Origin of the sequence: Labrenzia sp. 011 (assembly GCF_003075075.1) — a bacterium.
Classification (GTDB): Bacteria; Pseudomonadota; Alphaproteobacteria; order Rhizobiales; family Stappiaceae; genus Roseibium.
Genome location: NZ_QCYM01000005.1, coordinates 109491 through 134266, shown reverse-complemented (window position 1 = coordinate 134266; position 24776 = coordinate 109491). Strand labels below are relative to the sequence as shown.

Below are 24776 nucleotides of genomic sequence, written 5' to 3'. Positions count from 1 at the left end.
TGTGACGTTGACCGACCCCACACCAGCCGGCGCCGGCACATGCCGGACGGGTGAAGCGGTTCACACGAACTGGTTCACCAGGCTTTCGAGATATTCCTGCCGGCCGGATTTCGGCTGCGGTTCCAGATTGGTCGAATGCACCCGGTCTGCCAGTGCCTCGAGGGAGGATCCACCGGCGAGGATTTCCGCGTTCTCCGGCCGGGACCAGCCCGCATAGCGCTCGTCGACGAAGCCTTTCAGGCGGCCGTCCTCGATCATCGCGGCCGCCGCCTTGAGACCACGGGCGATGGCGTCCGCCGAGCCCACATGGCCCTGGATCAGATCGACCGGATCGATGGACTGGCGGCGCAGCTTGGCGTCGAAATTGGTTCCGCCGGTCGTGAAGCCGCCATCCATCAGGATCTCGTAATAGGCCAGAGCAAGCTCGGGCACGTTCATGGCGAAATGGTCCGTGTCCCAGCCGCACTGGTAGTCGTTGCGGTTCATGTCGACGGATCCGAGAATGCCCAGAGTCCGGGCGTGATGCAGCTCGTGCTCGAAGGAGTGACCCGCCAGGATCGCGTGCCCCTGCTCGATGTTCATCTTGACTTCGTTTTCCAGCCCATAGGCCTTGAGGAAGCCGAAGACGGTGCCGACATCGAAATCATACTGGTGCTTGCTCGGCTCCTGCGGTTTCGGTTCGATCAGGATCGTGCCCTTGAAGCCGATCTTGTGCTTGTACTCGACCACCATGTTGAGGAACCGGCCGAGCTGGTCGAGTTCATGCTTCATGCTGGTGTTGAGCAGTGTCTCATAGCCTTCACGGCCGCCCCACAGGACATAGTTCTCGCCCTTCAGGCGATAGGTGACGTCCATGGCGTTTTTCACCTGGGCCGCCGCATAGGCGAAGATGTCCGGATCCGGATTGGTTGCCGCGCCGCCCATGAACCGGCGGTTGGAGAACATGTTCGCCGTGCCCCAGAGCAGCTTGACACCGGTGTCGGCCATCTTCCTTTCGAAGATGTCGGCAATGGCGTTCACATTGGCGTTGCTCTCCGCCAGCGTTTTTCCTTCCGGCGCGATATCGCGGTCGTGGAAGGTGAAGAATGGCATTCCCAGGATCTGGAACATCTCGAAGGCGACATCCGCCTTCAGCTTCGCCTGTTCCATTGGGTCGCCGCCTGCAGCCATCCAGGCGCGGTTGAAGGTTTCGCCACCGAAGGGATCGGTGCCCGGCCAGCAGAAGCTGTGCCAGTAGCACACGGCAAGGCGCAGATGATCTTCCATGCGCTTGCCAAGAACGATCTCGTCCTTGTTGTAGTAGCGATAGGTCAGGGGATCGGTGCTGTCCGGACCGGCAAAGGGAATCGGCTTCAGATCGCCGAAGAATCCAGTGCTCATTTTCTTGTCTCCTCAAAAACCGGCTTGTTTGAGCGCCGGATAAAGTTTCCGCCATTGGCCATAGGCCTCGGCGTAGGTTTCACTCAGGGCGGGAACGGGATCGATACTGGCCTTGAGTTGCGGCCTGGAAAAGATCCCCTCGGTGGTACCGAGCGCCGCGGCATGACCGAGGCGGGCAGCGCCGAGCGAGGCTCCGAAATCGCCGTCCACCGGCACGTCCACCGTGACGTCGAGCAGGCTGGCGATGATCTCCAGCCAGACCCGCGACCGCGATCCGCCGCCGACCGCGAGCAGCCGGTCGACTTTCGTACCGGCAACACTCAGAGCCTGCAGGCAGTCCTTCAGCGCGAAGGCCACGCCGTCGAGCACCGCATGGGTCAGGTCCGCATCGTCGGTCTCATGCGAAATGCCCATGAAGCCGGCGCGGATATCGACATCGTTATGGGGCGTGCGCTCCCCGCCGAGATACGGCAGGAAGGAAACCGGCGAGGGGCCGCCGACCCTGTCCAGAAGCCCGGTCAGCTCCGCCGGCGATTTTTTCAGCGTGCCGGCCAGCCAGTTCAGGCTGTCGGTCGCGGACAGGATGACCCCCATCTGATGCCAGGTGTCCGGCACCGCGTGGCAGAAGGCATGCACCGCCCCCTCCACATTCGGGGAGAACCTGTCGTTGGTGACAAAGAGCACACCGGAGGTGCCAAGCGAAACGAAGGCCGAGCCCGGGTCCACCGCGCCGACGCCGCAGGCGGAAGCGGCATTGTCGCCACCGCCCCCGGCAACAACGGGTGCGGCGTCAATCCCCCAGCGGGCACAAAGATCCGGCTTCAGGGTTCCGGAACTTTCCGACCCCTCCACGAGGCGCGGCACGTGCTTGCGCGTCAGGCCGGTGGCGGCCAGCAGGTCGTCGCTCCAGTCGCGCCGGGCGACATCCATCCACAGCGTCCCGGCACTGTCGGACATATCGCCCACATAGTCGCCGGTCAGCCTGAAGCGGACATAATCCTTGGGCAGCAGGACCATTGCGGTCCTGGCGAAGATCTCCGGCTCGTTTTCCCGCACCCACTGCAGTTTCGGCGCGGTGAACCCGGGCATCACCAGATTGCCACCCAGCGTCAGGAACTTCGGTTCCGCCACCTGCAGTTCGGCGCATTGCTTGCCGGACCGGCCGTCGTTCCACAAGATGCACGGCCGCAGCGGTATGCCCGCGTCGTCCAGCAGGGTCGCGCCGTGCATGTGACCTGCAAGGCCGATGCCCCGGACTGCGGCCATCTCCCTGGGCGCCTTGGTTTTCAGCGCATCGAGAACCGTCTGGCACGCCGTCCACCAGCTGTCCGGATCCTGCTCCGACCAGCCCGGATGCGGTCGCTGCACTGTCAGCTCGGCCGTGGCCGAGGCGACCAGCGACTGATCCTCGTTCAGGAGAATGGCTTTGACCGAACTCGTGCCGATATCGAGACCGATATACATGAGGTGCGTTCCTCAACTTGCTTGAAAAAGAAAGCCGGGCCCCGCCAGGGGATTCGGCATGGTGTCTCTCGCATGACCGGATCGCCCACCGCTCCCCGCCATCACGCAGGGAAGCGGCGCCCGCAGGCAGATGCCCGCGGGCCGCGACCGTCGTCTAGCCGGCCGGAACGTCCTCCACGAAGGCACCCGGTCCGGGAACAGCCCCCGCAGGACATTTGCCGAGGATGATCATGCCGAGCACGTCATCGTCCGTCACATCGCCTGTGCGCGCCGTCCCGACCAGCTGTCCGTTCTTCATCACGGCAATCCGGTCGCAGAGCTGGAAGACGTCGTGAATGTCGTGGCTGATCAGGAAAATGCCGAGGCCCTGTTTCTTCAGTTCCTCGATCAGCTCCGCCACCATCTGGGTTTCGTGAACCCCGAGCGCCGCCGTCGGCTCGTCCATGATCAGGATCTTGGCGTTGAAATAGACCGCACGGGCAATCGCCACCGACTGGCGCTGACCGCCGGACAGGGCCTTCACCGGCGCATGGAACTTGCTGAAGTTCGGATTGAGCCGCCCCATGATCTTGCGGGTTTCCGCCTCCATGGCGTCGTCATCGACAAAGCCCAGCGGTGACGTGAGTTCCCGGCCGAGGAACAGGTTGGACGCCGCATCGAGATTGTCCGCCAGCGCCAGCGTCTGGTAGATGGTCTCGATGTTGTGCGCCCGCGCGTCCCGCGGCGAATGGATCTGGACTTCCTTGCCGTTGATGCGGATCTCGCCGGCATCGGCCTTGTAGGCGCCGGAGAGCATCTTGATCAGGGTCGACTTGCCCGCGCCGTTGTGCCCGAGCAGACCGACCACTTCGCCGGGGTAGAGATCGACAGAGACGTGATCCACGGCGTGCACGCCGCCAAAGGCGATGCACATGTCCTTCAGTTCTACGAGAGGTGTTGTCATTACTCAGTCTCCCGTGCGCTTGCGGTAGATGATGTCGACCAGGACGGCGAGAACCAGAACGGTGCCGACCACGATGTTCTGCAGCGGTGCGTCCACGCCCACCATCGCCATTCCCGATTGCAGCGACTGCATGATCAATGCGCCCAGGATGGCGCCGTAGATCGTGCCGACGCCACCGGCCAGGGCCGTGCCGCCGATCACCGCCGCAGCGATCACGCGCAACTCGTCGAGCGTGCCGATGTCATTGGTCGAGAAGCCGAGACGGGCCGCGGCAACAGCGGCGGCCAGCGCAGCAAGTCCGCCCATGATGGCAAAGACCTTGACCGTCAGAAGGCGGGTGTTGATGCCGGAAAGTTCCGCCGCATCCGGATTGCCGCCGGTTGCGAAGATGTAACGGCCAAGACGGGTGCGTTGGGCGACCACGGTCATGACGATCGCCACGACGATCAGAAGCACCACCGAATAGGGAATGCCGTAGCCCATGGTCAGGCCCTCCGGCAGGGTTTCGCCGCTGGCTTCGAAAATCCGCTGCAGCCGTGCCCTGGGAATGTCATAGGAGTTCAGGATCCAGACAAAACCGAGAATGGCGACGGAGGTGATCACCGCCATCGTTGTCTCGGCCCAGATCGGCTTTACCGGAAATCCGTGGGAGGCCTTGCGGCGGCGCGAGGTCACCTGCAGCCACAATGCGGCGGCAACGGCCACAATGCCGAAGACCCATGAGCCGGTTTCGCCCATGGTTCCGCCGATGCCGCCGATCATGGTGAAGGTCTCGTCGAGCGGACCGATCGTCTGACCGGAGGTGATGAACCAAGCGACATTTCGCCAGACCAGCAGCCCCCCGAGAGTGACGATGAACGCCGGAATGCCGAGATAGCCGATCATCCAGCCCTGGAACGCCCCGATGACAACGCCGACGACCACCCCTGCCAGAATCGCGAGAAGCCAGTTGGCAGGATGACCGAGACCGAGAATGTCGGGCAGGACGTCGGTTTGCACCACCGCCATGACCGCCGCGATGGTGGCCAGAACCGAACCGACCGACAGGTCGATGTGGCGGGTGACGATGACGAACACCATTCCGGTCGCCATGATGGCGACGGACACGGTCTGGATCGTCAGGTTGAAAACATTGCGCGGTGTCAGGAACCGGCCGTCCGTGAACACATTGAAGATCAGGCACAGGACGATGAACGCCCCGATCATTCCCAGAAAGCGGGTGTCCAGCTGCAATGCGGCAATTAGATTACGTGCTGTCGGGCTCTTTTGCCCGGCCAGAGCGGTTTCGGACATGGGGTCACTCCTGCTTGGAGACCATTACGCTTGCGGATCGGGCGGCCCGTTCCGGGGCCCCGCCGGAGCATCTGTGAGGAACAGGAACCTCTTCCCCGAAAAACTCCGCGGCAGCCTTCCCTGTTCAAAGGCCCCGGCCGTGATCCGACCGGGGCCCTGCAACATGCGTCGTGCTATCAGTTACAAGGAGCCGGGCCGTTTTCGACGCCCTGGCACAGGTCCTCTTTCGAGATCCAGCCGGCATCGACAACAGCGGTGAGGTTGTCCTTGGTGATCGGCATCGGAACGAGGAACTTGGCCGTCAGCTCGGTTCCGGACGGAGCCGTCCAGGCAGCCGCGCCGTCGATGTCGGTCATCTTGGTGCCACCTGCCAGGGAAACCGCGATTTCACCGGCAGCCTTGCCGAGTTCGCGGGCGTCTTTCCAGACGGAAACGGTCTGGGTGCCCTTGGCAACGCGGTTCAGGGCCGCATGGTCGCCGTCCTGACCGGACACCGGAATGCCGTCCATGCCCTGAGCGGTCAAGGCCGCGACAACGCCGCCGGCCGTGCCGTCGTTGGATGCCACGACCGCGTCGACCTTGTTGTCGTTGGCGGTCAGGATCTGTTCCATGTTGCGCTGAGCGTTGGCCGGAAGCCAGCCGTCCGTGTAGGCTTCGCCGACGATCTTGATGTCACCGGTGTCGATTGCGGCCTGAAGAACTTCCTGCTGACCGCCGCGGAGGAAATCCGCGTTCGGGTCGGTCGGCGAGCCCTTGATCATGACGTAGTTGCCTTTCGGCGCCAGAGCCAGGACCTCGGCAGCCTGCATGCGGCCGACTTCGACGTTGTCGAAGGTCAGGTAGAAGGCGCGCGGATCGTCGATCAGACGGTCATAGCCGACAACAGCGATGCCTTCGTCGGCAGCTGCCTGAATAGCCGGGCCGATCGCCTGGGAATCCTGCGCCAGAATGATCAGGGCGTTCGCGCCCTGCGCGATCAGTGCCTCGACGTCGGAAAGCTGCTTCGCGGAAGAGCTCTGAGCGTCAGCGGAAATGTATTTCGCGCCGGCAGCCTCCAAAGCGCCCTTGATGGCGGCTTCGTCGGTTTTCCAGCGCTCTTCCTGAAAGTTGGACCAGCTCACGCCGACAACAAGATCTGCCGCCTGCGCGACTTGAATAGCGGTCGCGGACAGCAGAACGCCCGCCAACAAAGTGGTGATTTTACGCATTGCGATGTTTCCTCCAGTTGGCACAGCTCGCGAAAAGCGGTTGCACCTGAATTATATGTCTGCTCGACCGGCGCCTTTTTGCGGCGCCTTCAGAATAGGACAACCTTATTGTTATTTTTTTTGGCGTCCGAAAAAAAGTTGCTCTAAAGCGCCGCTCCTGTCAACATGGTTTTATAAATCTCTGCTCCACGGGACCGAAAAACCCCGGATGAGGGCGGAAAAACCGGGAGAAACCCGGGACAGAGGAAACACCTTGGGAAGAGCTGAGCGCGCATGAAACGCAAGGCGGACCGGGATCAGATCCGGCGGCAAAACAGAAGTATTGTACTCCAGGCACTGCGGCGGAACGGTCCGACGGCCCGGATAGATCTCGGCCAGACGACGCGGCTCAGCCCGGCGACGGTGACGGCGATCACCTCCGACCTGCTGGATCAGGGGCTTATCCTCAGTCTGGAGAGCGAGGAGCCCAAAACACCCCAGGCGCGCGGGCGACCGCGCACCTTGTTGAAGCTCAATCCGGATGCGGTCTTCACGCTCTGCGTCCGGCTGTCGGTCAACAATATCGACCTGTCGCTGGTGGATTTCGCCGGCAATGTCACGCGGGAGACGCGCGTCCATTTCGACAGCGCCAGCGCCGACGCGGACAGCTTTCCCGAGACACTCGTCGAGGTTATCGGACAGTTCCTGCAGGGCGCCGGGGTCGAGCCGTCGCACGTGCGGGAGATCGGTGTCGCCGCTCAGGGTGTCGTGGAAACCGGGACCGGCCTCGTTGCCTGGAGCCCGGCCTTCGCAGGACGGAAGATCCCGATCGTCAAGCCGCTGCAGTCGGCATTCGGCGCGGATTGCTACATCTCCAACGACACCAACATGATCACCGAGGCGCTCCACTGGTCCGACCCGAACCGTTACAGCGGCACCTTCGCCGTGATCATGCTCGACTACGGTGTCGGCATGGGACTCTATCTCAACAATCAGCTGTTTTCGGGCGCCAGCGGGACGGCCGCCGAATTCGGCCATGCCAACCACATTCCCGGCGGCGCCCTCTGCCGCTGCGGCAAGCGGGGCTGCCTGGAAGCCTATCTTTCCGACTACGCGCTGGTGCGGGCGGCAATGCATCTGCCCGAGGACACGGATCCGGGCACGATCAATGCGGGGATGGCCGGCCTCGGCCGCCTGATCGAACGGGCCGCTTCCGGAGACGATGACGCCCGACAGGCCTTTCACGCCGCCGGGCGCGTGCTCGGATACGGGATCGCCCGGGTGATCGCCATGATCGACCCGAAACGGCTGGTCCTGACCGGCGCGGCCATGCGGGCTTTCGACTTCATGGAAAAAGGCATGCGGGAAGGCCTGGAGGAGGCGCTGGTCGCGGACCTTCGCAACAATTTCACGCTCGATGTAATGCCCTGGAACGAGGATTTCATCCGCAGCGGCCTGATCGCGCAGTCCATGGAACGCCTCGACAAGGATTTCCTGGGCAAGGCGACACCCCGGACCAGCAACAGCGTCCGGCCCGGCGATGCGGAACTGCCGGCATGATCCGGGTTTTCACAACCGCGGTCATCCCCTTCGCCCTGGCAACCGTTCTGCCCATCTGTGTGACGTCCGGTGTTTCCGCCGATCCCGACCCGCAGCCGTGGAGCGAACGGGCCATCCGGGAAGACGTGGACATTGCCGCCCTTGCCGCGTCGGGCCAGGACCCGATTGCCGTGCTGCAACCGCTTGGGGAACGGCTGTTTTCGGCAAAGTTCACGACCCTGGACGGGGCCGGACGGCCGGATGCGACCAGCGCCATCGTGCCGACAAAGGCCCGCCGGCGGTCTCCCCTGCCCTTCCAGCGCCTTGCGGGCATGGACGCCAATGCCTGCGCCTCCTGTCACAACGAGCCGGTCGTGGGCGGTGCGGGGGCCTTCACCGCGAATGTCTTCGTTTCCGAAGGCTTCGAAAGCGCCGATTTCGACACCATCGATCCGCAATTCTCCAACGAGCGCAACACCAATGCGGTGCAGGGCTCCGGACTGATCGAGCTGCTGGCCCGGGAAATGACGCAGGACCTGCGCCGGCAACGGCAGGCCGTTCTGGCCAAGGCGCGCGAGAGCGGCGATGCGGCGAAAGCCCTTCTGAAGACCAAGGGCATTTCCTTCGGATCCCTGACCGCCTACCCGGACGGCACGCTGGATGTATCCGGGCTGGACGGGATCGATGACGACCTGACCCTGCGCCCCTTCAGCCAGAAAGGGGTCTTCGCCTCCCTGCGCCAGTTCACCGTCAACGCCATGAATGATCATCACGGCATGCAGGCGCGCGAAAGATTCGGGGCCGTCTGGACAGGCACGGACGATTTCGACGGCGACGGCCATGCCGACGAGCTGACACCGGGCCAGATCTCGGCGCTGGTCGCCTGGCAGGCGACCCTGCCCGCGCCGACCCGCAAGACGGACCTCCCGGACGTCTGGCAGGCCGCCGCGCAAAAGGGCGAAACCCTGTTCGGCGCTATCGGCTGTTCCTCGTGCCACGTTCCGGAGCTGCCGCTCGAGAGCCTGATCTTCCAGGACCCGGGCCCCTTCGACACCGCCGGCACCTTGAGGCAAAGCGATGTCGCCGCACCACTGGAGCTGGACCTTGCCACCCTGGACTGGGTCAAGGCGCTGCCGCGCGACAATCAGGGGCGTGTCCTGGTGCCGCTGTTCGGCGACCTGAAGCGCCACAAGATCGCCGATGCGGCCAATGACACCTTCGGCAACGAACTGCTGGCCCAGCGTTTCGTCGCCCGGGACGTCTTCATGACCGCAGAGCTCTGGGGCATCGGCAGCACGGCGCCCTATGGTCATCGCGGCGACCTGACCACCCTCGACGAGGTGATCCTCGCCCACGGCGGCGAAGCGACAGCGAGCCGCAAGGCCTATTCCGCCCTGGAAGACCCGGAGCGTCAGGCGATCATCGCCTTCCTGCGCAGTCTGGAGATTGCCGAATGACACAGGCTGGTTTTCTGCTCCGCTGCCTGCTGACCGTGGCCGTTTCCGCCGGTCCGGCCCTTGCCGACGACATTTCCGGCCAGGCTTCCGTCGCGCCGGTGCCGGCTTTCGCCGAAGAGGCGCAATCGGCCGGGATCAGCCACGTCTATGACGGCCCCTGGGAGTTCTTCGTCGGCGGCGGCACCGCCATCTTCGACTGTGACGGCGACCGGCGGCCGGACATTTTCCTGGCCGGCGGCAAAAACCCGGCACAGCTTTTCCGCAACGCCAGCCCGACGGCGGGGCCGCTGAAATTCGTTCCGGCAGACACCGGGTTGAGCGACAGGCAGGCAGCCAACATTCTCGGCGCCTATCCGCTGGACTTCAACAATGACGACGTGCTGGACCTGGTCCTGCTGCGTCTTGGCGAAAACCTTCTGCTGGAAGGACAGGGATCCTGCCGGTTCGACGTGGCCAACCGGGCGCTCGGCTTCGACGGCGGGCGGGAGTGGACAACCGCCTTTTCCGCGACCTTCGAACCGGACCAGGAATTTCCGACGCTAGCATTCGGCAATTACGTCGACCGGTCGGCTCCGGGCTCGCCCTGGGGCACCTGTCACGACAACTACCTTTTCCGGCCGGAGAAAACCGCCGACGGCACCGTCAGCTATCCCGAAGCGACCCGCCTTTCGCCCGGATACTGCAGCCTGTCCATGCTGTTCACCGACTGGAACCGCTCCGGCGAACCTGCCCTGCGGATCTCCAACGACCGGCAATACTACCGCGGCGGCGAGGAACAGCTGTGGGCCGTGCCGCCGGGCCGGCCACCGCGCCCCTACCGCAAGTCCGACGGCTGGCAGCATCTGAAGATCTGGGGCATGGGCATCGCCTCCATTGATCTCGACGTGGACGGGTTTCCGGAATACGCGCTGACCAGCATGGGAGACACCAAGCTGCAGAAGCTGGACGCGGAGGCCGACGAGACGGTTCCCGTCTATCAGGACGTGGCCTTCGATCTCGGGGTCACCGCCCACCGGCCCTATGCGGGCGAGGACCTGAAGCCGTCCACCGGCTGGCATTCGGAATTTCAGGATGTGAACAACGACGGACTGTGGGATCTGTTCATCGCCAAGGGCAATGTGGAAGCCATGCCGGACTTTGCCGCCTATGATCCGGACAATCTCCTTCTCGGCCAGTGGGACGGCAGGTTCACCGAAGCCGGCCTCGAAGCGGGAATCGCCCTCGACCGGCGCGGCCGCGGCGCCGGCCTTGCGGACTTCAACGCCGACGGACTGCTGGACATCCTCGTGGTCAACAGGGGCGCCCCGGCCAGTCTGTTCCGCAACCTCGGACAGGGGACGGCGGACACCCCGAAGCCGCTCGGCAACTGGCTGGCCGTCGACATCCGCCAGCCGGGCCAGGCCAACCGCCGCGCCGTCGGTGCGAAGATCAGCGTGCGAATCGGGACGCGGTCGATGGTGAAGGACATTCAGGTCGGCGCGGGTCACGCCTCCGGCCAGTCCGGGTTCGTCCACTTCGGCCTCGGCGTCGCGGAGCGCGCCAATGTGCGGATCAAATGGCCGGACGGAGACTGGAGCCACACCTACCGGGTGTTCGCCAACGGTCATGTGATCATCGATCGCGGCGCCGAGAAAGCCCGGCTCTGGTATCCGGAGTAGGTCGCTGGCGGCAATCGATTGGACTGCCGCTGATGAGCTTCCGGTGCGCGTAATTTTGGTGCTCAACGCGGGTTCCACCAGTGCCTTCATGCAGCTGGAGACCCGGCCGCGCCCTTGACCCCGAAATCCCTGGTTTAGTGGTTAGTCCTCACAGAATTTACCCGTGCTCGCCTTACAGCTCAATTGACGATTGTATTCGCGATGACCCCACACCGAAGCCTCTTTCCCGGACAATCGAGCAAATGCGCCTGAGCAGATTCCGTTTGCGGACATCCGGCCGGTCGCCGTGTTGTAGTCGGCCTTCCGTTTGGCTTTTTCACAAGCCGTCAATCCTGTTTGTGGACTACTCGTGGGTGCGGGCGAGCTTGACTGGCACCCAGAGAGGGCCGAGACAAGAATTACTATCGAAAGGCAACGTACACTGGAAATAAACAAGCCCTAATACTCCATGTTCAATGTCTTCATAAATACGCGCCCCTCCACCGTCCGCCTGGACACTCTTGCGGTATCTTCATGACGCTGCTTGTACTGCCCCATTCCATGGAAGCTGTTTGTTTAAACAAGCGAGAAAGGCTTGCGGGTCAGCACCCGCGCGAACCTTCACCGACAAAATCCCAAGCTCTCGACATCAACCCAGGGTCTTCGAATCCGGCCACTTTCCACTTTAGGTTCTCTTTTTCGATCTTCAAGGAAATATCAGCCGGAATCCGCGCCATGGCGCAAATTTCATCATGTGCATATTTCCTGTCTAAGCTGCTGTAATATCGGCAATATAATTTCTGAATTTTTGCCTCAACTTTATAATCATTCCAAAAAAAATTTGACTAACTGTTCAAATTTTCTTCCAATGGATCCTGAGCTTCCTCATCAAACGAAGGGAGCCATCCGAAAACGATCGCCAACCTTCCGGAGATCTCCATGACCCAGACCAACGCCGGTCCGGACATTGCTGCCGGGCGTCTGCCCGACGATGCATACGCAGAAAATTTCAGCGACCTGCATCCGCCGCTGAATCCGCATGAAGCCCTTGTCGTGGCCGACCGCTGCTACTTCTGCTACGACGCACCGTGCATGCAGGCCTGTCCGACCAGTATCGACATTCCGCAATTCATTCGCCAGATCTCGACCGGCAATCCGACCGGCTCCGCGAAGACCATCTTCGAGCAGAATATTCTCGGTGGCATGTGCGCCCGCGTGTGCCCCACCGAAACCCTGTGCGAAGAGGTGTGCGTGCGGGAAGTGGCGGAAGGCAAGCCGGTGAAGATCGGCGAGCTGCAGCGCTATGCCACCGACCACTACATGGATACGCACGAGACAACGCCCTTCGCGCGCTCCGCGCCGACGGGCAGGAAGGTCGCCGTCGTCGGCGCCGGTCCCGCAGGCCTTTCCTGCGCTCACCGCCTCGCCGTTCACGGTCATGACGTCACGCTGTTCGACGCCAGGGAAAAAGCCGGCGGTCTGAACGAATACGGCATCGCCTCCTATAAATCGGTCGACGATTTCGCCGCCCGCGAAGTGGATTTCATCCTCTCGATCGGCGGCATCGAGCTGAAGACCGGCATGCGTCTGGGCAGCAACCTGGATCTTGCCGAACTGCGCGCGGGTTTCGACGCGGTCTTTCTCGGCATCGGTCTGGGCAGTGTCAACGCCCTCGGAATCGCCGGCGAAGACGAGGCCATCGACGCGGTCGATTATATCTCCGACCTGCGTCAGGCCGAGGATCTCTCCAGTCTTCCGGTCGGCCGGCGCATCGTCGTCATCGGCGGCGGCATGACGGCCGTCGATATCGCCGTACAGACCCGGCTGCTCGGGGCGGAGGATGTCACCATCGCCTACCGGCGCAGCCAGGAGCGGATGAACGCTTCCGATTTCGAACAGCATCTGGCGCAGACCAGCGGCGTGCGCATCATGACCTGGATGCAGCCCAGGGCCCTGGTGAGGGAAAACGGCGCGGTCACCGGCATCGAGCTGGAGCGGACGCAGGAGGTTGACGGGACGCTCACCGGTACCGGCGAGTTCACCACCCTGCCCGCGGACATGGTGTTCAAGGCCGTGGGCCAGACCCTGGTGCAGACAGACCTGGGCGGAGCCGTGACCCTGGAACGGGGACGTATCGCGGTTGACGCGGAGCGCAGGACCAACCTCGCCGACGTATGGGCCGGCGGCGATTGCGTGCTTGGCGGCGAGGACCTGACGGTCGCCGCCGTGGAAGACGGCAAGATTGCCGCCGAAAGCATCAACGCCGCCCTGAGCGCCTGATACCCCGGCGCCGCGAATTTGAGGGAGAGCCAATATGGCTGACTTGCGAACAGAATTCATCGGCATCAAATCGCCGAACCCGTTCTGGCTGGCCTCCGCGCCGCCGACCGACAAGGAATACAATGTCGTCCGGGCCTTCAAGGCCGGCTGGGGCGGCGTCGTCTGGAAGACGCTGGGAGAGGATCCCCCCGTCGTCAATGTCAACGGACCGCGCTATGGTGCCATCCATGGCAAGGACCGGCAGCTCATCGGCCTCAACAACATCGAGCTGATCACCGACCGGCCGCTGGAGGTCAACCTGCGCGAGATCAAGCAGGTCAAGCGGGACTGGCCGGACCGGGCGCTGATTGTCTCGCTGATGGTCCCCTGCGAGGAAGAGAGCTGGATCAACATCCTTCGCAAGGTGGAAGAGACCGGCGCGGACGGTGTGGAGCTCAATTTCGGCTGCCCGCACGGGATGAGCGAGCGCGGCATGGGATCCGCAGTGGGACAGGTCCCAGAATATATCGAGATGGTCACGCGCTGGGTGAAGAAGCATTCGCGCATGCCCTGTATCGTCAAGCTGACCCCGAACATCACGGACGTGCGCAAGCCGGCGCAGGCCGCCCGTGCCGGCGGGGCGGACGCGGTGTCGCTGATCAACACCATCAATTCGATCGCGGCCGTCGATCTCGACATGATGTCCCCGTCGCCCACCGTCGACGGCAAGGGCGCCCATGGCGGCTATTGCGGTCCGGCGGTCAAGCCGATCGCGCTCAACATGGTGGCGGAGATCGCCCGTGATCCGGCGACCCACGGCCTGCCGATCTCCGGCATCGGCGGCGTCACCACCTGGCGCGACGCGGCGGAATTCATGGCGCTGGGGTCGGGGACGGTCCAGGTCTGCACCGCGGCCATGACCTACGGGTTCAAGGTCGTGCAGGACATGATCGACGGTCTCGGCGACTGGATGGACGAGAAGGGCTACACGTCCGTCGATCAGTTCGTCGGCGCTGCCGTCCCGAATGTCACCGACTGGCAGTATCTCAACCTGAACTACATCGCCAAGGCCGTGATCGATCAGGACCTGTGCATCAAGTGCGGCCGCTGTCACATCGCCTGCGAGGACACGTCCCACCAGGCGATCACCAGCATGGTCGACGGCGTGCGCAAGTTCGAGGTGATCGACGAGGAATGCGTCGGCTGCAATCTTTGCGTCAATGTCTGTCCGGTGGAGGACTGCATTACCCTGGAGCCGATGGCGGCGGGCAGTGTCGATCCGCGCACCGGGCGGACGGTCGAAAAAGACTACGCCAACTGGACGACCCATCCGAACAACCCGATGGCCGTCAAGGAAGCTGCCGAATAGGCGTGTGACGAGAAATCGAATTCAGGGAGCCGCCCGAAGGCATTCGCAGTGCAACCGCTGCCCAGGGCGTCTTCCTGAACCCGTGAGCCCGGTCAAGCCCAGCACGCCACAAGCGGCTGCCAGGGAATGTGAAGCAGACACAAGCGCAGACGGGAGCGATCTCCTGCCTGCGTTTTTTCAGGCAGTTTCACGCCAAACCGTAACAGCCTCCCGCAACAGGCTTGTGGTCCCGCGGGGGCGTCAGCCGGAGGCACTCTTGCGGAGATCCGGCGGACCCATCTCGCTCAGCGGGGCAGGCTTGCCGAACAGGTAGCCCTGCAGGAATTCGCATCCGGCCTCGACAAGAAAGTCGCGCTGCTCGATGGTCTCGATCCCTTCACCTACGGTCTGCATGCCCATTGCCCTGGCAAGCCCGAGCATGGAGCAGACCAGCGTATCCGATTCATCGTCCCGGCCGATACGCGAGACGAAGCTGCGGTCGATCTTCATCTTGTCGAACCGGAACTTGTGCAGATAGCTCAGGCTCGAATATCCGGTTCCGAAATCGTCGATGGCAAGTCCGACTCCCAGATCGCGGAGCTTGCGGATGGTCTGAAGCGTCACGACGCTTTCCTCCATCAGGAGATCTTCCGTGATTTCCAGGATCAGGCGGTCGGCAGGGTAACCGTAGCGTGCCAGCAGGGTTCCGACCTCTTCGGCAAAGCCGGAAACTCGGATCTGACTGGTACACACATTGACGGACACACCGGCGGCCTCCCAGTCGCGTGACTCGGACAGGGCCCGCTCGAGCACCCATTTGCCGATGTCCGGCATCATGCCCGCGCTCTGGGCGACCGGAAGGAAAAATGCCGGAGACACCAATCCGCGCTTCGGATGACGCCACCTGATCAGGGCCTCATAGAAGACGACGTTCCCGGTCCGGGCCCGGACGATCGGCTGATAGAAAAGCTCGAACTGGCTGTCCTGAACCGCGGACACCAGATCCATCCGAAGTTCCCGCTGCTCCCGCAAGCGGTCGTCCATGCGCTCGTCGTATTCGCGGTAGAAGCTTGTCCGCTCCTCCTTGCAACGCTGGAGGGCGATGTCCGCCGCGCGGATCAGCTCGGGCAGCTTGTGGCCGTGTTCCGGGAACCGTGCGATGCCGGCGCTGCAGGATGTTTCGATTTCCCGGCCTTCAAAGTCGACCGGCAAGCTCAGAACACGGAACAGTTCCTCGACTTCTCCCTGCTGCGGCTTCCCGGCGCTCCACCGGTCGGTCAGAATGATGAATTCGTCATCGCCGATGCGGCCGATCAATCCGTCCGAACCGAGCATCTGACGGATACGGCCCGATTGTTCGACAATCAACCGGTCTCCCGCCGCATGGCCATGAATATCGTTCACCTTCTTCAGGTTGTCGATATCGAGATAGATCACCGACGCATTTCTGCGCAGGGCGGCGCGCACCTTCAGCCAGTTCGCGGCGGCGGAGTGAAAATAGCCTCTTGAGGCGAAGCCGGTCATGGAATCGTGATTTGCCGAATGACGCGCTTCCTGTTCCCGCCGGGCAAGGCTTTTCCTGACATGCGCATTCTGGCGCAGCGTGAAAAGCGCGATCGTCAGGATGATACCGAGCGCAATCAGCAGGACCGGGATCGAGGACAGGATAATTGAGGAGGCCCTGCTCATGGGACGCCAGGCCAGGTACCCCAGCACCGCACCCGCATTGTTGGCAAGCGGGACGGAGATCATGTCTTCAGGAACCTCGGTGACGAACTCCAGATTGTCCAGGGACAGGCTCGCCAGCAAGTTGCCGAGATGAACCGCGTCGATTTCAAAGATGGTGACCAGTATGTTCGGCGGGCCGAACGTCATGGCGATGCCGCCGGGATCCGGCACGATCGCAAAGGCAGCCGCGATGCTGGGCCTGCCGTCGAACTGGATGATGTCGACCCCGGAAACGTCGCTCAGGCGCCCTGCAAAGCGGACCTGATCTTCCGTCCTGATCAGGCTGTCCTGATAGTTCTTCCGGATCGTGGCCAGCATGGCGTCCAGTTGCCCGCTGACCTGGAGGGCATATTTTTCCGGATCCGTGTCCTTGTCGCTGTCGATGGCGAACAGCACGCTACGGTCCCTGCTCAGGACAGTCGTGAAGTCGTGGCTGAAGTCCAGCGCCATGTCGACCCCGAAGCGGGTCCGGATCCATTCCAGCGACGGAAAGGTCTCGATATTCAGATATGCTGCGTTCGAAGCGGCATAGCGTTCCATTTCCTCGACAAGACTTTGCTTGTGGCTCTCGAAGACGCGCGAGACCGACCTGATTTCCCGCGCGGCCGCTTCCCGCTCGGAAACCAGCACGTTGAACAGGACGGTGCCAAAGGAGAAAATCACGGCGCCGAACATGAGGAAGATGATCAAGCCGGAAGGAATGCCCCTGACAGAAGGCTTCGGATAGGATGTCTCGTCCCGCCCCCTGCAGTCCGCCCCTTCTGTCAGATCGAGGGTGTCTGTACTTTCAGACAAGTTAAGCCTTCCCAATTCATCACTACAGTTTCCGACTGTATATTTTCCCCAGATGGAACCATGAAATAATTTCTACAGAGTTAAATACATTGAACAAACTAAACCCGGGATAGCTCGCAGCAACTGGATGTTGTTTTGACCATATCTTTTCAACAACAACTATCACCGCTGTTTCCGGCGCCGAAGCGACCAGCAAACCCGGACCGCGGATCAGGGCCTCCCGGCGAACGGGATCGGAAGGCAGGGATTGATTCCGCGAAGCCGAGGCGCGAAGCTGCGGCCAGGATGTCCAGCCGAACACAGGGAAACAACATGCGCGCCTCACGATCCTTGCTGACGGCCTCGATCAGCCTGTGCGCCCTGGTCGGTCTCTGGGGCGTCATCGATCCGGCCGGGCTGCTTGCCGTCGCCAGCACGGTCGTCGACCAGTATTTCCTCAGCCGCGGCTGGTTCGTGATGCTGTCGGTCACGCTGATGCTGCTGTTCTGTCTCAGCCTGACCGTCACGAAATTCGGCGACATCCGGCTTGGCGCGGACACGGACCGGCCCGAGTATTCGACCCCGACCTGGATCTCCATGCTGTTCGCGGCGGGAATGGGGGTCGGTCTGCTGTTCTGGGCCGTGGCGGAACCCCTGACCCACTTCCACTTCGCCAGGACAGAACTCCCGGCGCCGGTTGCCGCAGAACAGGCGCTGCTCGCGGCCAATTTCAACTGGGGCATTCACGCCTGGGCGATCTACGGCACAACCGCGCTTGCGATTGCCTATTTCAGCTATCGGCGCGGCACGCCGATGCTCGTCAGCGCCCCAGTCAAGAACCTGTTCCCGGAAGAACGCTGGGCGACCGTCGTCGGCTGGTTCTCCGACTTCATGGCGATCGCCGCCATCGCCATCGGGGTGGCCGGATCGGTCGCCATGGGCGTCTTCCAGGTGGCCGACGGCGTCTCCGTTCTTCTCGGTGCCCAGACAGCCGGTCCGATCCTGATCGGCGCCGTGTTTCTCGTGATGATCGCAGCCTATATTCCCCCGCTGCTGGTGGATCTGGGCAGCGGCATGGCGCGGCTTTCGAACATAGCCATGGCGTTGGCGATCGCGCTTGTCGTCTTCACGATCGTGTTCGGCCCCTCCGAATATCTCATGAACTCGATCATCGGCGGCATCGGGTCCTACGTATCGGTGGTGATCCCGCGCGGACTGCAGACATTCACATTCTACGGCAACGAGGCCAACCAGTGGTTCCAGGACTGGACGCTGACCTACATGGTCTGGTGGATCGCCTGGGGACCGTTTGTCGGCGTATTCGTCGCGCGCATCTCGAAGGGCCGCACCATCCGCGAGTTCGTGCTTGGCGTTCTGATTGGTCCGACGCTCTTTTCCACCATCTGGTTCGGCGCCTTCGGCGGCGTCGGTCTCTACGAGACCCTCAACGGGACCGGAGAGCTTCTGGCCATGACCCAGACCAACGTGGAACGCATGACCTTCGCCCTGTTCGACCGGCTCCCCTTCGCACCGCTGACGACCCTCGTGACCGTTCTGGCGGCCTTTCTGTTCATCGTCACCAGTGTTGTCAGCGCCGCCTTCGTGCTCGGCACGTTCTCCACGGGGGGAGACCCGAACCCGAGCGTCAGGGTGCGGGTGATCTGGGGCGGTCTGCTCGGCATTCTGGGGGCGGCCATGATCCTGTCCGGCTCGCTTCAGGCGGTCAAGAAGCTGATCGCCCTGGGAGCCCTGCCCTTCGTCTTCATCACCGTCCTTCTGTTTGCCTGCCTCATCCGGGCACTGTTGCAGGATGCGAAAAGGAACCCATCCCATGCTGATCGGTGATCCGCTCGACACCCTGCTCAACCTTGCCACATTCGCCTTCATCGGTGCCATGATCTGGCTGGTGATGCGGAAAGGTCCGGAAGACGGCGCTTAGAGCGTCAATTCCTGCATGACGGCTTTGTCCCGGCGTCCCGGGCCGCATGACGCAACGAGCCGGAATCGCGGAGCCGAGGCTTCCCGGCGGAGCGCATAACGCAACAGCAAAGACTTGCACCTGCGGTGCCGGTTGACGCCATGGCTCGCCGGGTGGTCAGCCGAAAGCCGTTTTCTCCGATATTCGCTTCGGCGCCATGACGTTCGAACAGACCCATATTCCCGCTGATCAGAATGACCCGTCGTTTCGAAGAGCACGCTGCGGAGTGCATCGACAGGCGATGCGCGCCCGATAAACACAGCGTCATTTTACCGCTCGCGTGCAACGCTCACGTGTAATATCATGCGTCTGTTTTTTAAATCAGTTCTATGAACCAATTTCATTGAGTAGAGGGGAGCTTGACATGAGTCATGTTGCCGCCTGGTCATTTGAGCGCAAGCTTGAAGCCGTTTTGAGACGTTCTCTGGATAAACTCGGTCCCGAGGCCCGCCGCCAAATCGAAGCCATTCTTACACCGGAAGCACTCGCGATTGTGGCAGTGGTTCTGATTGCCTGGATTGCGTCTCATTCATTTGGTGTTGGGGAAATTATTGACATTATTCTTGTTGCCGTCGGAGCCGTCGCCATCGGACTGGCGGTTTTCACCGGGCTCGATCACTTGTACGACTTCGCGTCGGGAACCTACGGCGCAAGATCGGAACGGGATCTCGATACCGCTGCGGATCATTTTGCAAAAGCGGTGAGCATTCTGGGAATTCAAGCGGTGCTCGCGGTCTTGTTCCGAGGCGCACCGCGAACTTACAAGGGAGGGAGGGCGCCAGTGGGTCCGGCACCCGCAAGGACGCCCGGGCTGCGCTACAAGCCGACCGTGCGGACCTCATCGAGGCTGGCAGCCGGTGAGGGCAGCACCACCATGTGGGGCAACATCGTCGTCAGTATCCGCGGCTCGGCGAACGACCAGCGAATTGTTCTGCTGCATGAGAAAGTACATCAGTTCCTGACGCCCAAGCTTTACCTGCTGCGCCAGTTCCGCGTCGAAAGCCGGGCAGGATCCTACATGCGTTCCTCCCTGAGCCGATATCTGGAGGAGGCGCTTGCTGAAACGGTGGCCCAGATAGGGGTGAACGGTTTCCGGCAGTTCTTTGCCGGGATCAAGTTTCCGGTGCAGCAGGGATATGTCTATCTGGTTCGGGGCGGTGGCTATAATGCCGCGTTCACCGGCTCCGGTCTCCTGACAGAAACGGCAGGTCTGATTGCCAGCGGAATTCTGATTGAAGGCATCGAATTCGAAATATGGTTCGATCCCGCCAAACCGGTTTTGCCAATCGAGGAGCACTGATACCGTGTTAGGTAAATTAATCCGGTGGCTGTCACGCCGCCCCGCAAGCCCGGTATTGACTCACCTGACCGAAGACAGCGCCCTGGCTCTGGCACAAGCCGCCCTTGAGGAGGAAGCCACTCCGGAAAATCTGGTCCTGGTCTCCCTGGAGCCGGCGGCAAGCGGGCCGGTGTGGATCTTTCAGACGGCGACAATCGGCAGCCAGTGGGAGGTCAGGATCGAGGATCGGACCGGATCAGTCCTTGGTGTCAAACGGCTCGGCTTCAGATAGGAGCGCCGCCGGTTGGCGGGACTGGAATGCACGCCTGCGACGACGGACGGATAGTCCAGGCGGACCGGACGAACGAACGGTCGCTTGAAGGAGGATGCCGCCAGCCTGCACGCAGGACCCGACCGGACCGGTTGGCCGGGTTTTCCCTTGCCCCGCGACAAGCCGGCGACGTCCTGCCATTGCTCCTTGTGCCGGAGCCACCGGTAAAGGGTGTTGTCAAAAACGGAGGCCGCCCCGAAGGACGGCCTCTCTGCATTACAAGGGTCTTGCTGCAGCGTGACTTACATCTTGTCGGTGACCACCGTGGTCGTGGCGCCTTCCGGCTCCTTGGTGATGACCGGGTCGGAACCGCCGGCCAGAAGGGATTTCACCGTGCGCTCATAAGCGCTCATGTCGAGCGTGCCGTCCGAACCGTCAACCAGCTTGTTGATCTCGGTCACCATACGGATCTGGTGTTTTTCGGTCTGGGCTCCGGTCGCATCGTTTTCAAGAACGATTTCCGCAGCTTCCTTGGGATGTTCGGCCGCATAGGCCCAGCCCTTCATCGAGGCCTTCACGAAACGGGCGAGCTTGTCGACCATCGCCGGATCTTCCAGGCTGGACTCCAGCACATAGAGACCGTCTTCCAGCGTCGCGACACCCTGGTCCTCGTATTTGAAGACGATCAGATCTTCTTCCGGGATGCCCGCATCGATCACCTGCCAGTATTCGTTATAGGTCATGGTGGAGATGCAGTCGGCCTGCTTCTGAAGCAGCGGATCGACGTTGAAGCCCTGCTTCAGCACGGTCACGCCATCATCACTGCCATCGGTGGGGATGCCGAGGTGTCCCATCCAGGACAGGAACGGATATTCGTTGCCGAAGAACCAGACTCCGAGGGTCCGGCCCTTGAAGTCTTCCGGAGACGTGATGCCGGAGTCCTTGAGGCAGGTGAGCATCATGCCGGACTTCTTGAACGGCTGGGCGATATTGACGAGCGGCACGCCCTTTTCGCGCGAGGCCAGGGCAGATGGCATCCAGTCGACGATGACATCGGCGCCGCCGCCGGCGATCACCTGCGGAGGCGCAATGTCCGGGCCGCCCGGCTTGATGGTCACATCGAGGTCTTCCTCGTCGTAGAAGCCCTTGTCCTCGGCGACGTAGTAGCCGGCGAACTGACCCTGCGTGACCCACTTGAGCTGAAGTGTCAGCTCGTCGGCGGCCTGCGCCGCGCCGGAGAGCAGACCCGCTCCAAAAACGGACGCAAGCGCCAGGTTTTTCAATACCTTCATTGTTATTCCCCTACTGTTTACAGGCGTGGCCAGGCGGCCCGCCTTCTCTGGAACTTATAAACCCCTTGCCGGTCCGGTCTTGCGGCGGTTCCCACCCGCCATGCCGACTTCGGCAATCCGACAGCGAAGAAGCGCCGGGCGTTTTGCCTCGCCGTCCCTTCCCTGACCAATTGGTCAAGAAAATCTAGGAAGCTGCCACCATGCTGGTCAAGGTTATTTTTTAATCAGCTCAATTTAGAGCATTTTGCGTCAAATTGAATGCAGGAAATCACCCGGACACATTTACGATGAAACCCCTGTCCCGGGCGCCTTCCCGCAGCCATGCCCCGCCTGAATGCAACAGGCTCCCGGCAAGACCGAGGGATCGCCTCACGCGGGCACATGCCGTGGTGCCGCCTTCACGTTGTCCCTGATTTTTTTCAGCAGATCCCTGCGGTCGTTGCTGCCGTCCGCCGCATAATTGAGGTTCCTGAACAGGGACGTCTGCTCGGTGAAGAACCGCCGGGCCGCATCCTTGCCGTCGAAGGAGAAGTCGGTCGTGGCGATTTCATAGACCAGGTCGAAGGTTTCCCGCTGGCGCGCCAGCGGCGCGGAGACATCCACATCGTCGAAGGCATCCTGCTGCAGATAGACCATGTCGAGAAACAGCGCCTTCTGCTGCAGGACAAAGTCCTCCGTCGAAACGCCTTCCTCCCCGGTCACCTGCATCATGCGGGTAATCTCGTCTCCCTTCGCCAGCAGGTCGATCATCTGCTCGACCCTGGGCACCCAGTCGGGGCCGATATTCTCCTGATACCAGTCGGCGAGCTGGGAATGGTAGCGCGACCAGGACAGCAAGGGATCCACGGCGGGATAGAAGCGCTTGTAGGCACGCTCGGAGGACAGCCCCAGGAAGGTCTTGACCGTGCCGAGCGTCGACTGGGTGACCGGCTCCTCGAAGTTGCCGCCCGCCGGCGACACGGTGCCGATCATGGTGAGGCTGCCGGTTTCCCCGCTTGCCGTCCTCAGGACCCCGGCGCGCTCGTAGACACCCTTGATGGCGGAATCGAGATAGGCGGGAAAGGCCTCCTCGCCCGGGATTTCCTCCAGGCGCCCGGAGGTCTCGCGCATCGCCTGCGCCCAGCGCGAGGTGCTGTCGGCGATCAGCAGAACGTCATAGCCCATCTGGCGATAGTATTCGCCGAGCGTGATGCCGGTATAGATCGACGCCTCGCGCGCGGCGACGGGCATGGACGACGTGTTGCAGATGATCACCGTGCGGTCCATCAGCGTGCCGTGGCCCGAGGGGTCCGGCTGCTGCGGGAATTCGGTGATGGTCTCGACCACCTCGCCGGCGCGCTCGCCGCAGGCCACGACAATGACGATATTGACCGCCGAAAACCGCGAGATCAGCGACTGGAGCACTGTCTTGCCTGCGCCGAACGGCCCCGGAATACAGCCCATGCCGCCGCGCGCGATCGGAAAGAAGGTATCGATCAGACGCAAGGTGGTGATCAGCGGTTCGCTCGGATAGAGCCGTTCGCATTGTCCTGCCCTGACCAGGGTCTCGGGGATGGCGCGACGCACGGGCCAGTGCTGCACCATGGTCAGGTCGCGGGTCTCGCCACGCTCGCCGCGCAAGGTGGCGACAACCTCGTTGACCGTGAAGGCGCCTTCGCGCACCCGTTCCACCGTCCAGCTTCCGGTAAAGGCAAAGGGCACCATGACCCTGTGCTCGAAGCGGCCCTCGGGAACCGTCCCCAGCGTGTCGCCCGCCCTGACCGTGTCGCCGGACTCGACCTTCGGCTCGAACCCCCATTTGCGGTTCTGGTCGAGGGCATTGGTGAGAACGCCGCGCGGCAGGAAAAACCCGTGTTCGGCGGCGATGTCCGCCAGCGGGTTCTGCAATCCGTCGAACACCGTGCTGAGCAGCCCCGGGCCGAGGGCCACGGAAAGCATCTCGCCGCTCTGGATCACCCGGTCACCGACACGCACGCCGGACGTGCTTTCAAAGACCTGGGCTTCCGCGGTGCTGCCGCGCACACGCAAGACTTCCGCCTTCAGGTATTCGCGCGGTTTCCCGTCCCGTTCCGGGCCATGGGGAATGATATACACCACTTCGTTCTTGATCAGCGGCGCGTCGTCGAGCGGCGCAAGTGTCACGAGGTCGTCCTGCACGGCGACGATCTGGGCGGTCGGTTCGGGAAGCTGCGCGTGGCTGGTCATGACATGGATCCCTGAGTGGCTGAGGAGCTGTCCGCGAAAAGGGGCTGGCGAGGAGGAGGCTCTGGCGGGGCGGTTTCGTCGAGAGCGGCGCTGACCAGGAGCTGCAGGCGCGCACGCGCCGCCTCTTCGCCGTAACGGGACCAGCGTTCGATGATGATCCAGCGCAGCACATAAATCACCACCGCCTCGAAATCGAATTCATGCCGCGTGCTGTAATGATCGAGCTGGAGGAAAACCTGGGTCAGACTGAGACGCTCCATGGCGATATGATCACCCGCCTGCATCAGCCCCTGCGCTTCGCCCACCCAGGGTATGAAATTGCCGAGACCGAAGCCCGGATCGCTCCAGTTGCCGGTGATCCGGGCGCACCAGCGGCCAAATCCCCAGTTTTCTATGTCCCCGGCGGTTTCCTGCCCGTCCCGGCGGCGGCGGAGGGCCGCGATCAGGGTCCGTGTCTCCATACGCGCGCCGACCAGATGCTGAAGGTCGGGGTAGTCCTTCAGGTCCGCAATCACTTCCCTGGCCCGGCCGATGACCTCACTGTCACGGTTGTAGCGGGCCACCCCCGCCCAGGCGGTCACATCCACAATGCCCCGCAGCAGGCGCAGATGATCCGGCTGAAGCAGCGACAGGCGCTGCTTCAGCCGGAATTCCGAGATCGGCACCTCTTTCCGGGTGAAGAGTTTTCCCAGATGCGGCAGGCTGGTAACCAGCATGGTGTATTGGTGCGACCGGGACATGC

Annotated in this window: 17 protein-coding genes; 8 read left to right on the top strand and 9 right to left on the bottom strand. The window is 62.5% G+C overall.

Going from position 1 to position 24776, the window contains the following annotated elements:
* Positions 1-60 precede the first annotated feature (60 nt).
* From xylA to xylF, 5 genes are all read right to left on the bottom strand, one after another.
* Positions 61-1380 carry a xylose isomerase gene (xylA, locus tag DCO57_RS08060; protein ID WP_116698368.1) on the bottom strand — a complete coding sequence of 440 codons (1320 nt, stop codon included), beginning with the start codon at positions 1378-1380 and terminating at the stop codon, positions 61-63.
* Between the two features lie 12 nt (positions 1381-1392).
* Positions 1393-2844 carry a xylulokinase gene (gene xylB / locus DCO57_RS08055; RefSeq protein ID WP_116698367.1) on the bottom strand — a complete coding sequence of 484 codons (1452 nt, stop codon included), beginning with the start codon at positions 2842-2844 and terminating at the stop codon, positions 1393-1395.
* A 154-nt stretch (positions 2845-2998) separates the two neighbouring features.
* Complete coding sequence (locus tag DCO57_RS08050) at positions 2999-3787, bottom strand: ATP-binding cassette domain-containing protein (RefSeq protein ID WP_116698366.1); 789 nt, start codon at positions 3785-3787, stop codon at positions 2999-3001.
* 3 nt (positions 3788-3790) lie between these two features.
* The gene (locus DCO57_RS08045; RefSeq protein WP_116698365.1) at positions 3791-5080 is read right to left on the bottom strand and encodes a sugar ABC transporter permease; all 1290 of its coding nucleotides are present in this window, start codon (positions 5078-5080) and stop codon (positions 3791-3793) included.
* A 176-nt stretch (positions 5081-5256) separates the two neighbouring features.
* A complete protein-coding gene (gene xylF, locus DCO57_RS08040) occupies positions 5257-6288 on the bottom strand; it encodes a D-xylose ABC transporter substrate-binding protein (RefSeq protein WP_116698364.1) in 1032 nt (343 codons plus the stop codon).
* Positions 6289-6561: 273 nt separating this feature from the next.
* Here xylF and DCO57_RS08035 point away from each other — a divergent pair, with 273 nt between their 5' ends.
* The 5 genes from DCO57_RS08035 (at position 6562) to preA (ending at position 14528) form a co-directional block, all read left to right on the top strand.
* Positions 6562-7827, top strand: coding sequence for an ROK family protein (locus DCO57_RS08035; protein ID WP_116698363.1), 1266 nt, complete (start codon positions 6562-6564; stop codon positions 7825-7827).
* Complete coding sequence (locus DCO57_RS08030) at positions 7824-9263, top strand: di-heme oxidoredictase family protein (protein WP_116698362.1); 1440 nt, start codon at positions 7824-7826, stop codon at positions 9261-9263. The genes DCO57_RS08035 and DCO57_RS08030 overlap by 4 nt, the downstream gene beginning before the upstream one ends.
* Complete coding sequence (locus tag DCO57_RS08025; RefSeq protein WP_116698361.1) at positions 9260-10921, top strand: CRTAC1 family protein; 1662 nt, start codon at positions 9260-9262, stop codon at positions 10919-10921. Before DCO57_RS08030 ends, DCO57_RS08025 begins: the two co-directional genes overlap by 4 nt.
* A gap of 918 nt (positions 10922-11839) precedes the next feature.
* Positions 11840-13180 carry an NAD(P)-dependent oxidoreductase gene (locus DCO57_RS08020; protein ID WP_116698360.1) on the top strand — a complete coding sequence of 447 codons (1341 nt, stop codon included), beginning with the start codon at positions 11840-11842 and terminating at the stop codon, positions 13178-13180.
* A gap of 34 nt (positions 13181-13214) precedes the next feature.
* Positions 13215-14528 (top strand): NAD-dependent dihydropyrimidine dehydrogenase subunit PreA, encoded by a 1314-nt coding sequence (preA, locus tag DCO57_RS08015; protein ID WP_116698359.1) that lies wholly within the window; start codon positions 13215-13217, stop codon positions 14526-14528.
* Positions 14529-14768: 240 nt separating this feature from the next.
* Here preA and DCO57_RS08010 read toward each other — a convergent pair whose 3' ends face one another.
* Positions 14769-17030, bottom strand: a complete 2262-nt coding sequence (locus DCO57_RS08010) for a bifunctional diguanylate cyclase/phosphodiesterase (protein WP_208977852.1) — start codon at positions 17028-17030, stop codon at positions 14769-14771.
* Positions 17031-17342: 312 nt separating this feature from the next.
* On the opposite strand from DCO57_RS08010, the gene DCO57_RS08005 reads away from it, so the two are divergent.
* From DCO57_RS08005 to DCO57_RS07995, 3 genes are all read left to right on the top strand, one after another.
* A complete protein-coding gene (locus DCO57_RS08005) occupies positions 17343-18854 on the top strand; it encodes a BCCT family transporter (RefSeq protein WP_116698358.1) in 1512 nt (503 codons plus the stop codon).
* Positions 18855-19351: 497 nt separating this feature from the next.
* On the top strand, positions 19352-20287 hold the full coding sequence (locus DCO57_RS08000; protein ID WP_116698357.1) for a hypothetical protein: 936 nt from the start codon (positions 19352-19354) through the stop codon (positions 20285-20287).
* A 55-nt stretch (positions 20288-20342) separates the two neighbouring features.
* Positions 20343-20558 carry a hypothetical protein gene (locus DCO57_RS07995; RefSeq protein ID WP_116698356.1) on the top strand — a complete coding sequence of 72 codons (216 nt, stop codon included), beginning with the start codon at positions 20343-20345 and terminating at the stop codon, positions 20556-20558.
* A 281-nt stretch (positions 20559-20839) separates the two neighbouring features.
* Here the strand turns inward: DCO57_RS07995 and DCO57_RS07990 are convergent, their stop codons facing one another.
* From DCO57_RS07990 to DCO57_RS07980, 3 genes are all read right to left on the bottom strand, one after another.
* Positions 20840-21829, bottom strand: a complete 990-nt coding sequence (locus tag DCO57_RS07990) for an ABC transporter substrate-binding protein (protein WP_116698355.1) — start codon at positions 21827-21829, stop codon at positions 20840-20842.
* A gap of 369 nt (positions 21830-22198) precedes the next feature.
* Positions 22199-24034, bottom strand: coding sequence for a V-type ATP synthase subunit A (locus tag DCO57_RS07985; protein WP_116698354.1), 1836 nt, complete (start codon positions 24032-24034; stop codon positions 22199-22201).
* Positions 24031-24774, bottom strand: a complete 744-nt coding sequence (locus tag DCO57_RS07980; RefSeq protein WP_116698353.1) for a hypothetical protein — start codon at positions 24772-24774, stop codon at positions 24031-24033. The genes DCO57_RS07985 and DCO57_RS07980 overlap by 4 nt, the downstream gene beginning before the upstream one ends.
* Positions 24775-24776 lie beyond the last annotated feature (2 nt).

Bases quoted from the DNA above. Each gene is read 5' to 3' on its own strand.
- DCO57_RS08050 (WP_116698366.1), bottom strand. From the start codon at position 3,787: ATGACAACACCTCTCGTAGAACTGAAGGACATGTGCATCGCCTTTGGC.
- DCO57_RS07985 (WP_116698354.1), bottom strand. From the start codon at position 24,034: ATGACCAGCCACGCGCAGCTTCCCGAACCGACCGCCCAGATCGTCGCC.
- DCO57_RS08025 (WP_116698361.1), top strand. From the start codon at position 9,260: ATGACACAGGCTGGTTTTCTGCTCCGCTGCCTGCTGACCGTGGCCGTT.
- xylF (WP_116698364.1), bottom strand. From the start codon at position 6,288: ATGCGTAAAATCACCACTTTGTTGGCGGGCGTTCTGCTGTCCGCGACC.
- DCO57_RS08020 (WP_116698360.1), top strand. From the start codon at position 11,840: ATGACCCAGACCAACGCCGGTCCGGACATTGCTGCCGGGCGTCTGCCC.
- xylB (WP_116698367.1), bottom strand. From the start codon at position 2,844: ATGTATATCGGTCTCGATATCGGCACGAGTTCGGTCAAAGCCATTCTC.
- DCO57_RS08045 (WP_116698365.1), bottom strand. From the start codon at position 5,080: ATGTCCGAAACCGCTCTGGCCGGGCAAAAGAGCCCGACAGCACGTAAT.
- DCO57_RS08000 (WP_116698357.1), top strand. From the start codon at position 19,352: ATGAGTCATGTTGCCGCCTGGTCATTTGAGCGCAAGCTTGAAGCCGTT.
- preA (WP_116698359.1), top strand. From the start codon at position 13,215: ATGGCTGACTTGCGAACAGAATTCATCGGCATCAAATCGCCGAACCCG.
- DCO57_RS07980 (WP_116698353.1), bottom strand. From the start codon at position 24,774: ATGTCCCGGTCGCACCAATACACCATGCTGGTTACCAGCCTGCCGCAT.
- DCO57_RS08035 (WP_116698363.1), top strand. From the start codon at position 6,562: ATGAAACGCAAGGCGGACCGGGATCAGATCCGGCGGCAAAACAGAAGT.
- DCO57_RS07990 (WP_116698355.1), bottom strand. From the start codon at position 21,829: ATGAAGGTATTGAAAAACCTGGCGCTTGCGTCCGTTTTTGGAGCGGGT.
- DCO57_RS08005 (WP_116698358.1), top strand. From the start codon at position 17,343: ATGCGCGCCTCACGATCCTTGCTGACGGCCTCGATCAGCCTGTGCGCC.
- DCO57_RS08030 (WP_116698362.1), top strand. From the start codon at position 7,824: ATGATCCGGGTTTTCACAACCGCGGTCATCCCCTTCGCCCTGGCAACC.
- xylA (WP_116698368.1), bottom strand. From the start codon at position 1,380: ATGAGCACTGGATTCTTCGGCGATCTGAAGCCGATTCCCTTTGCCGGT.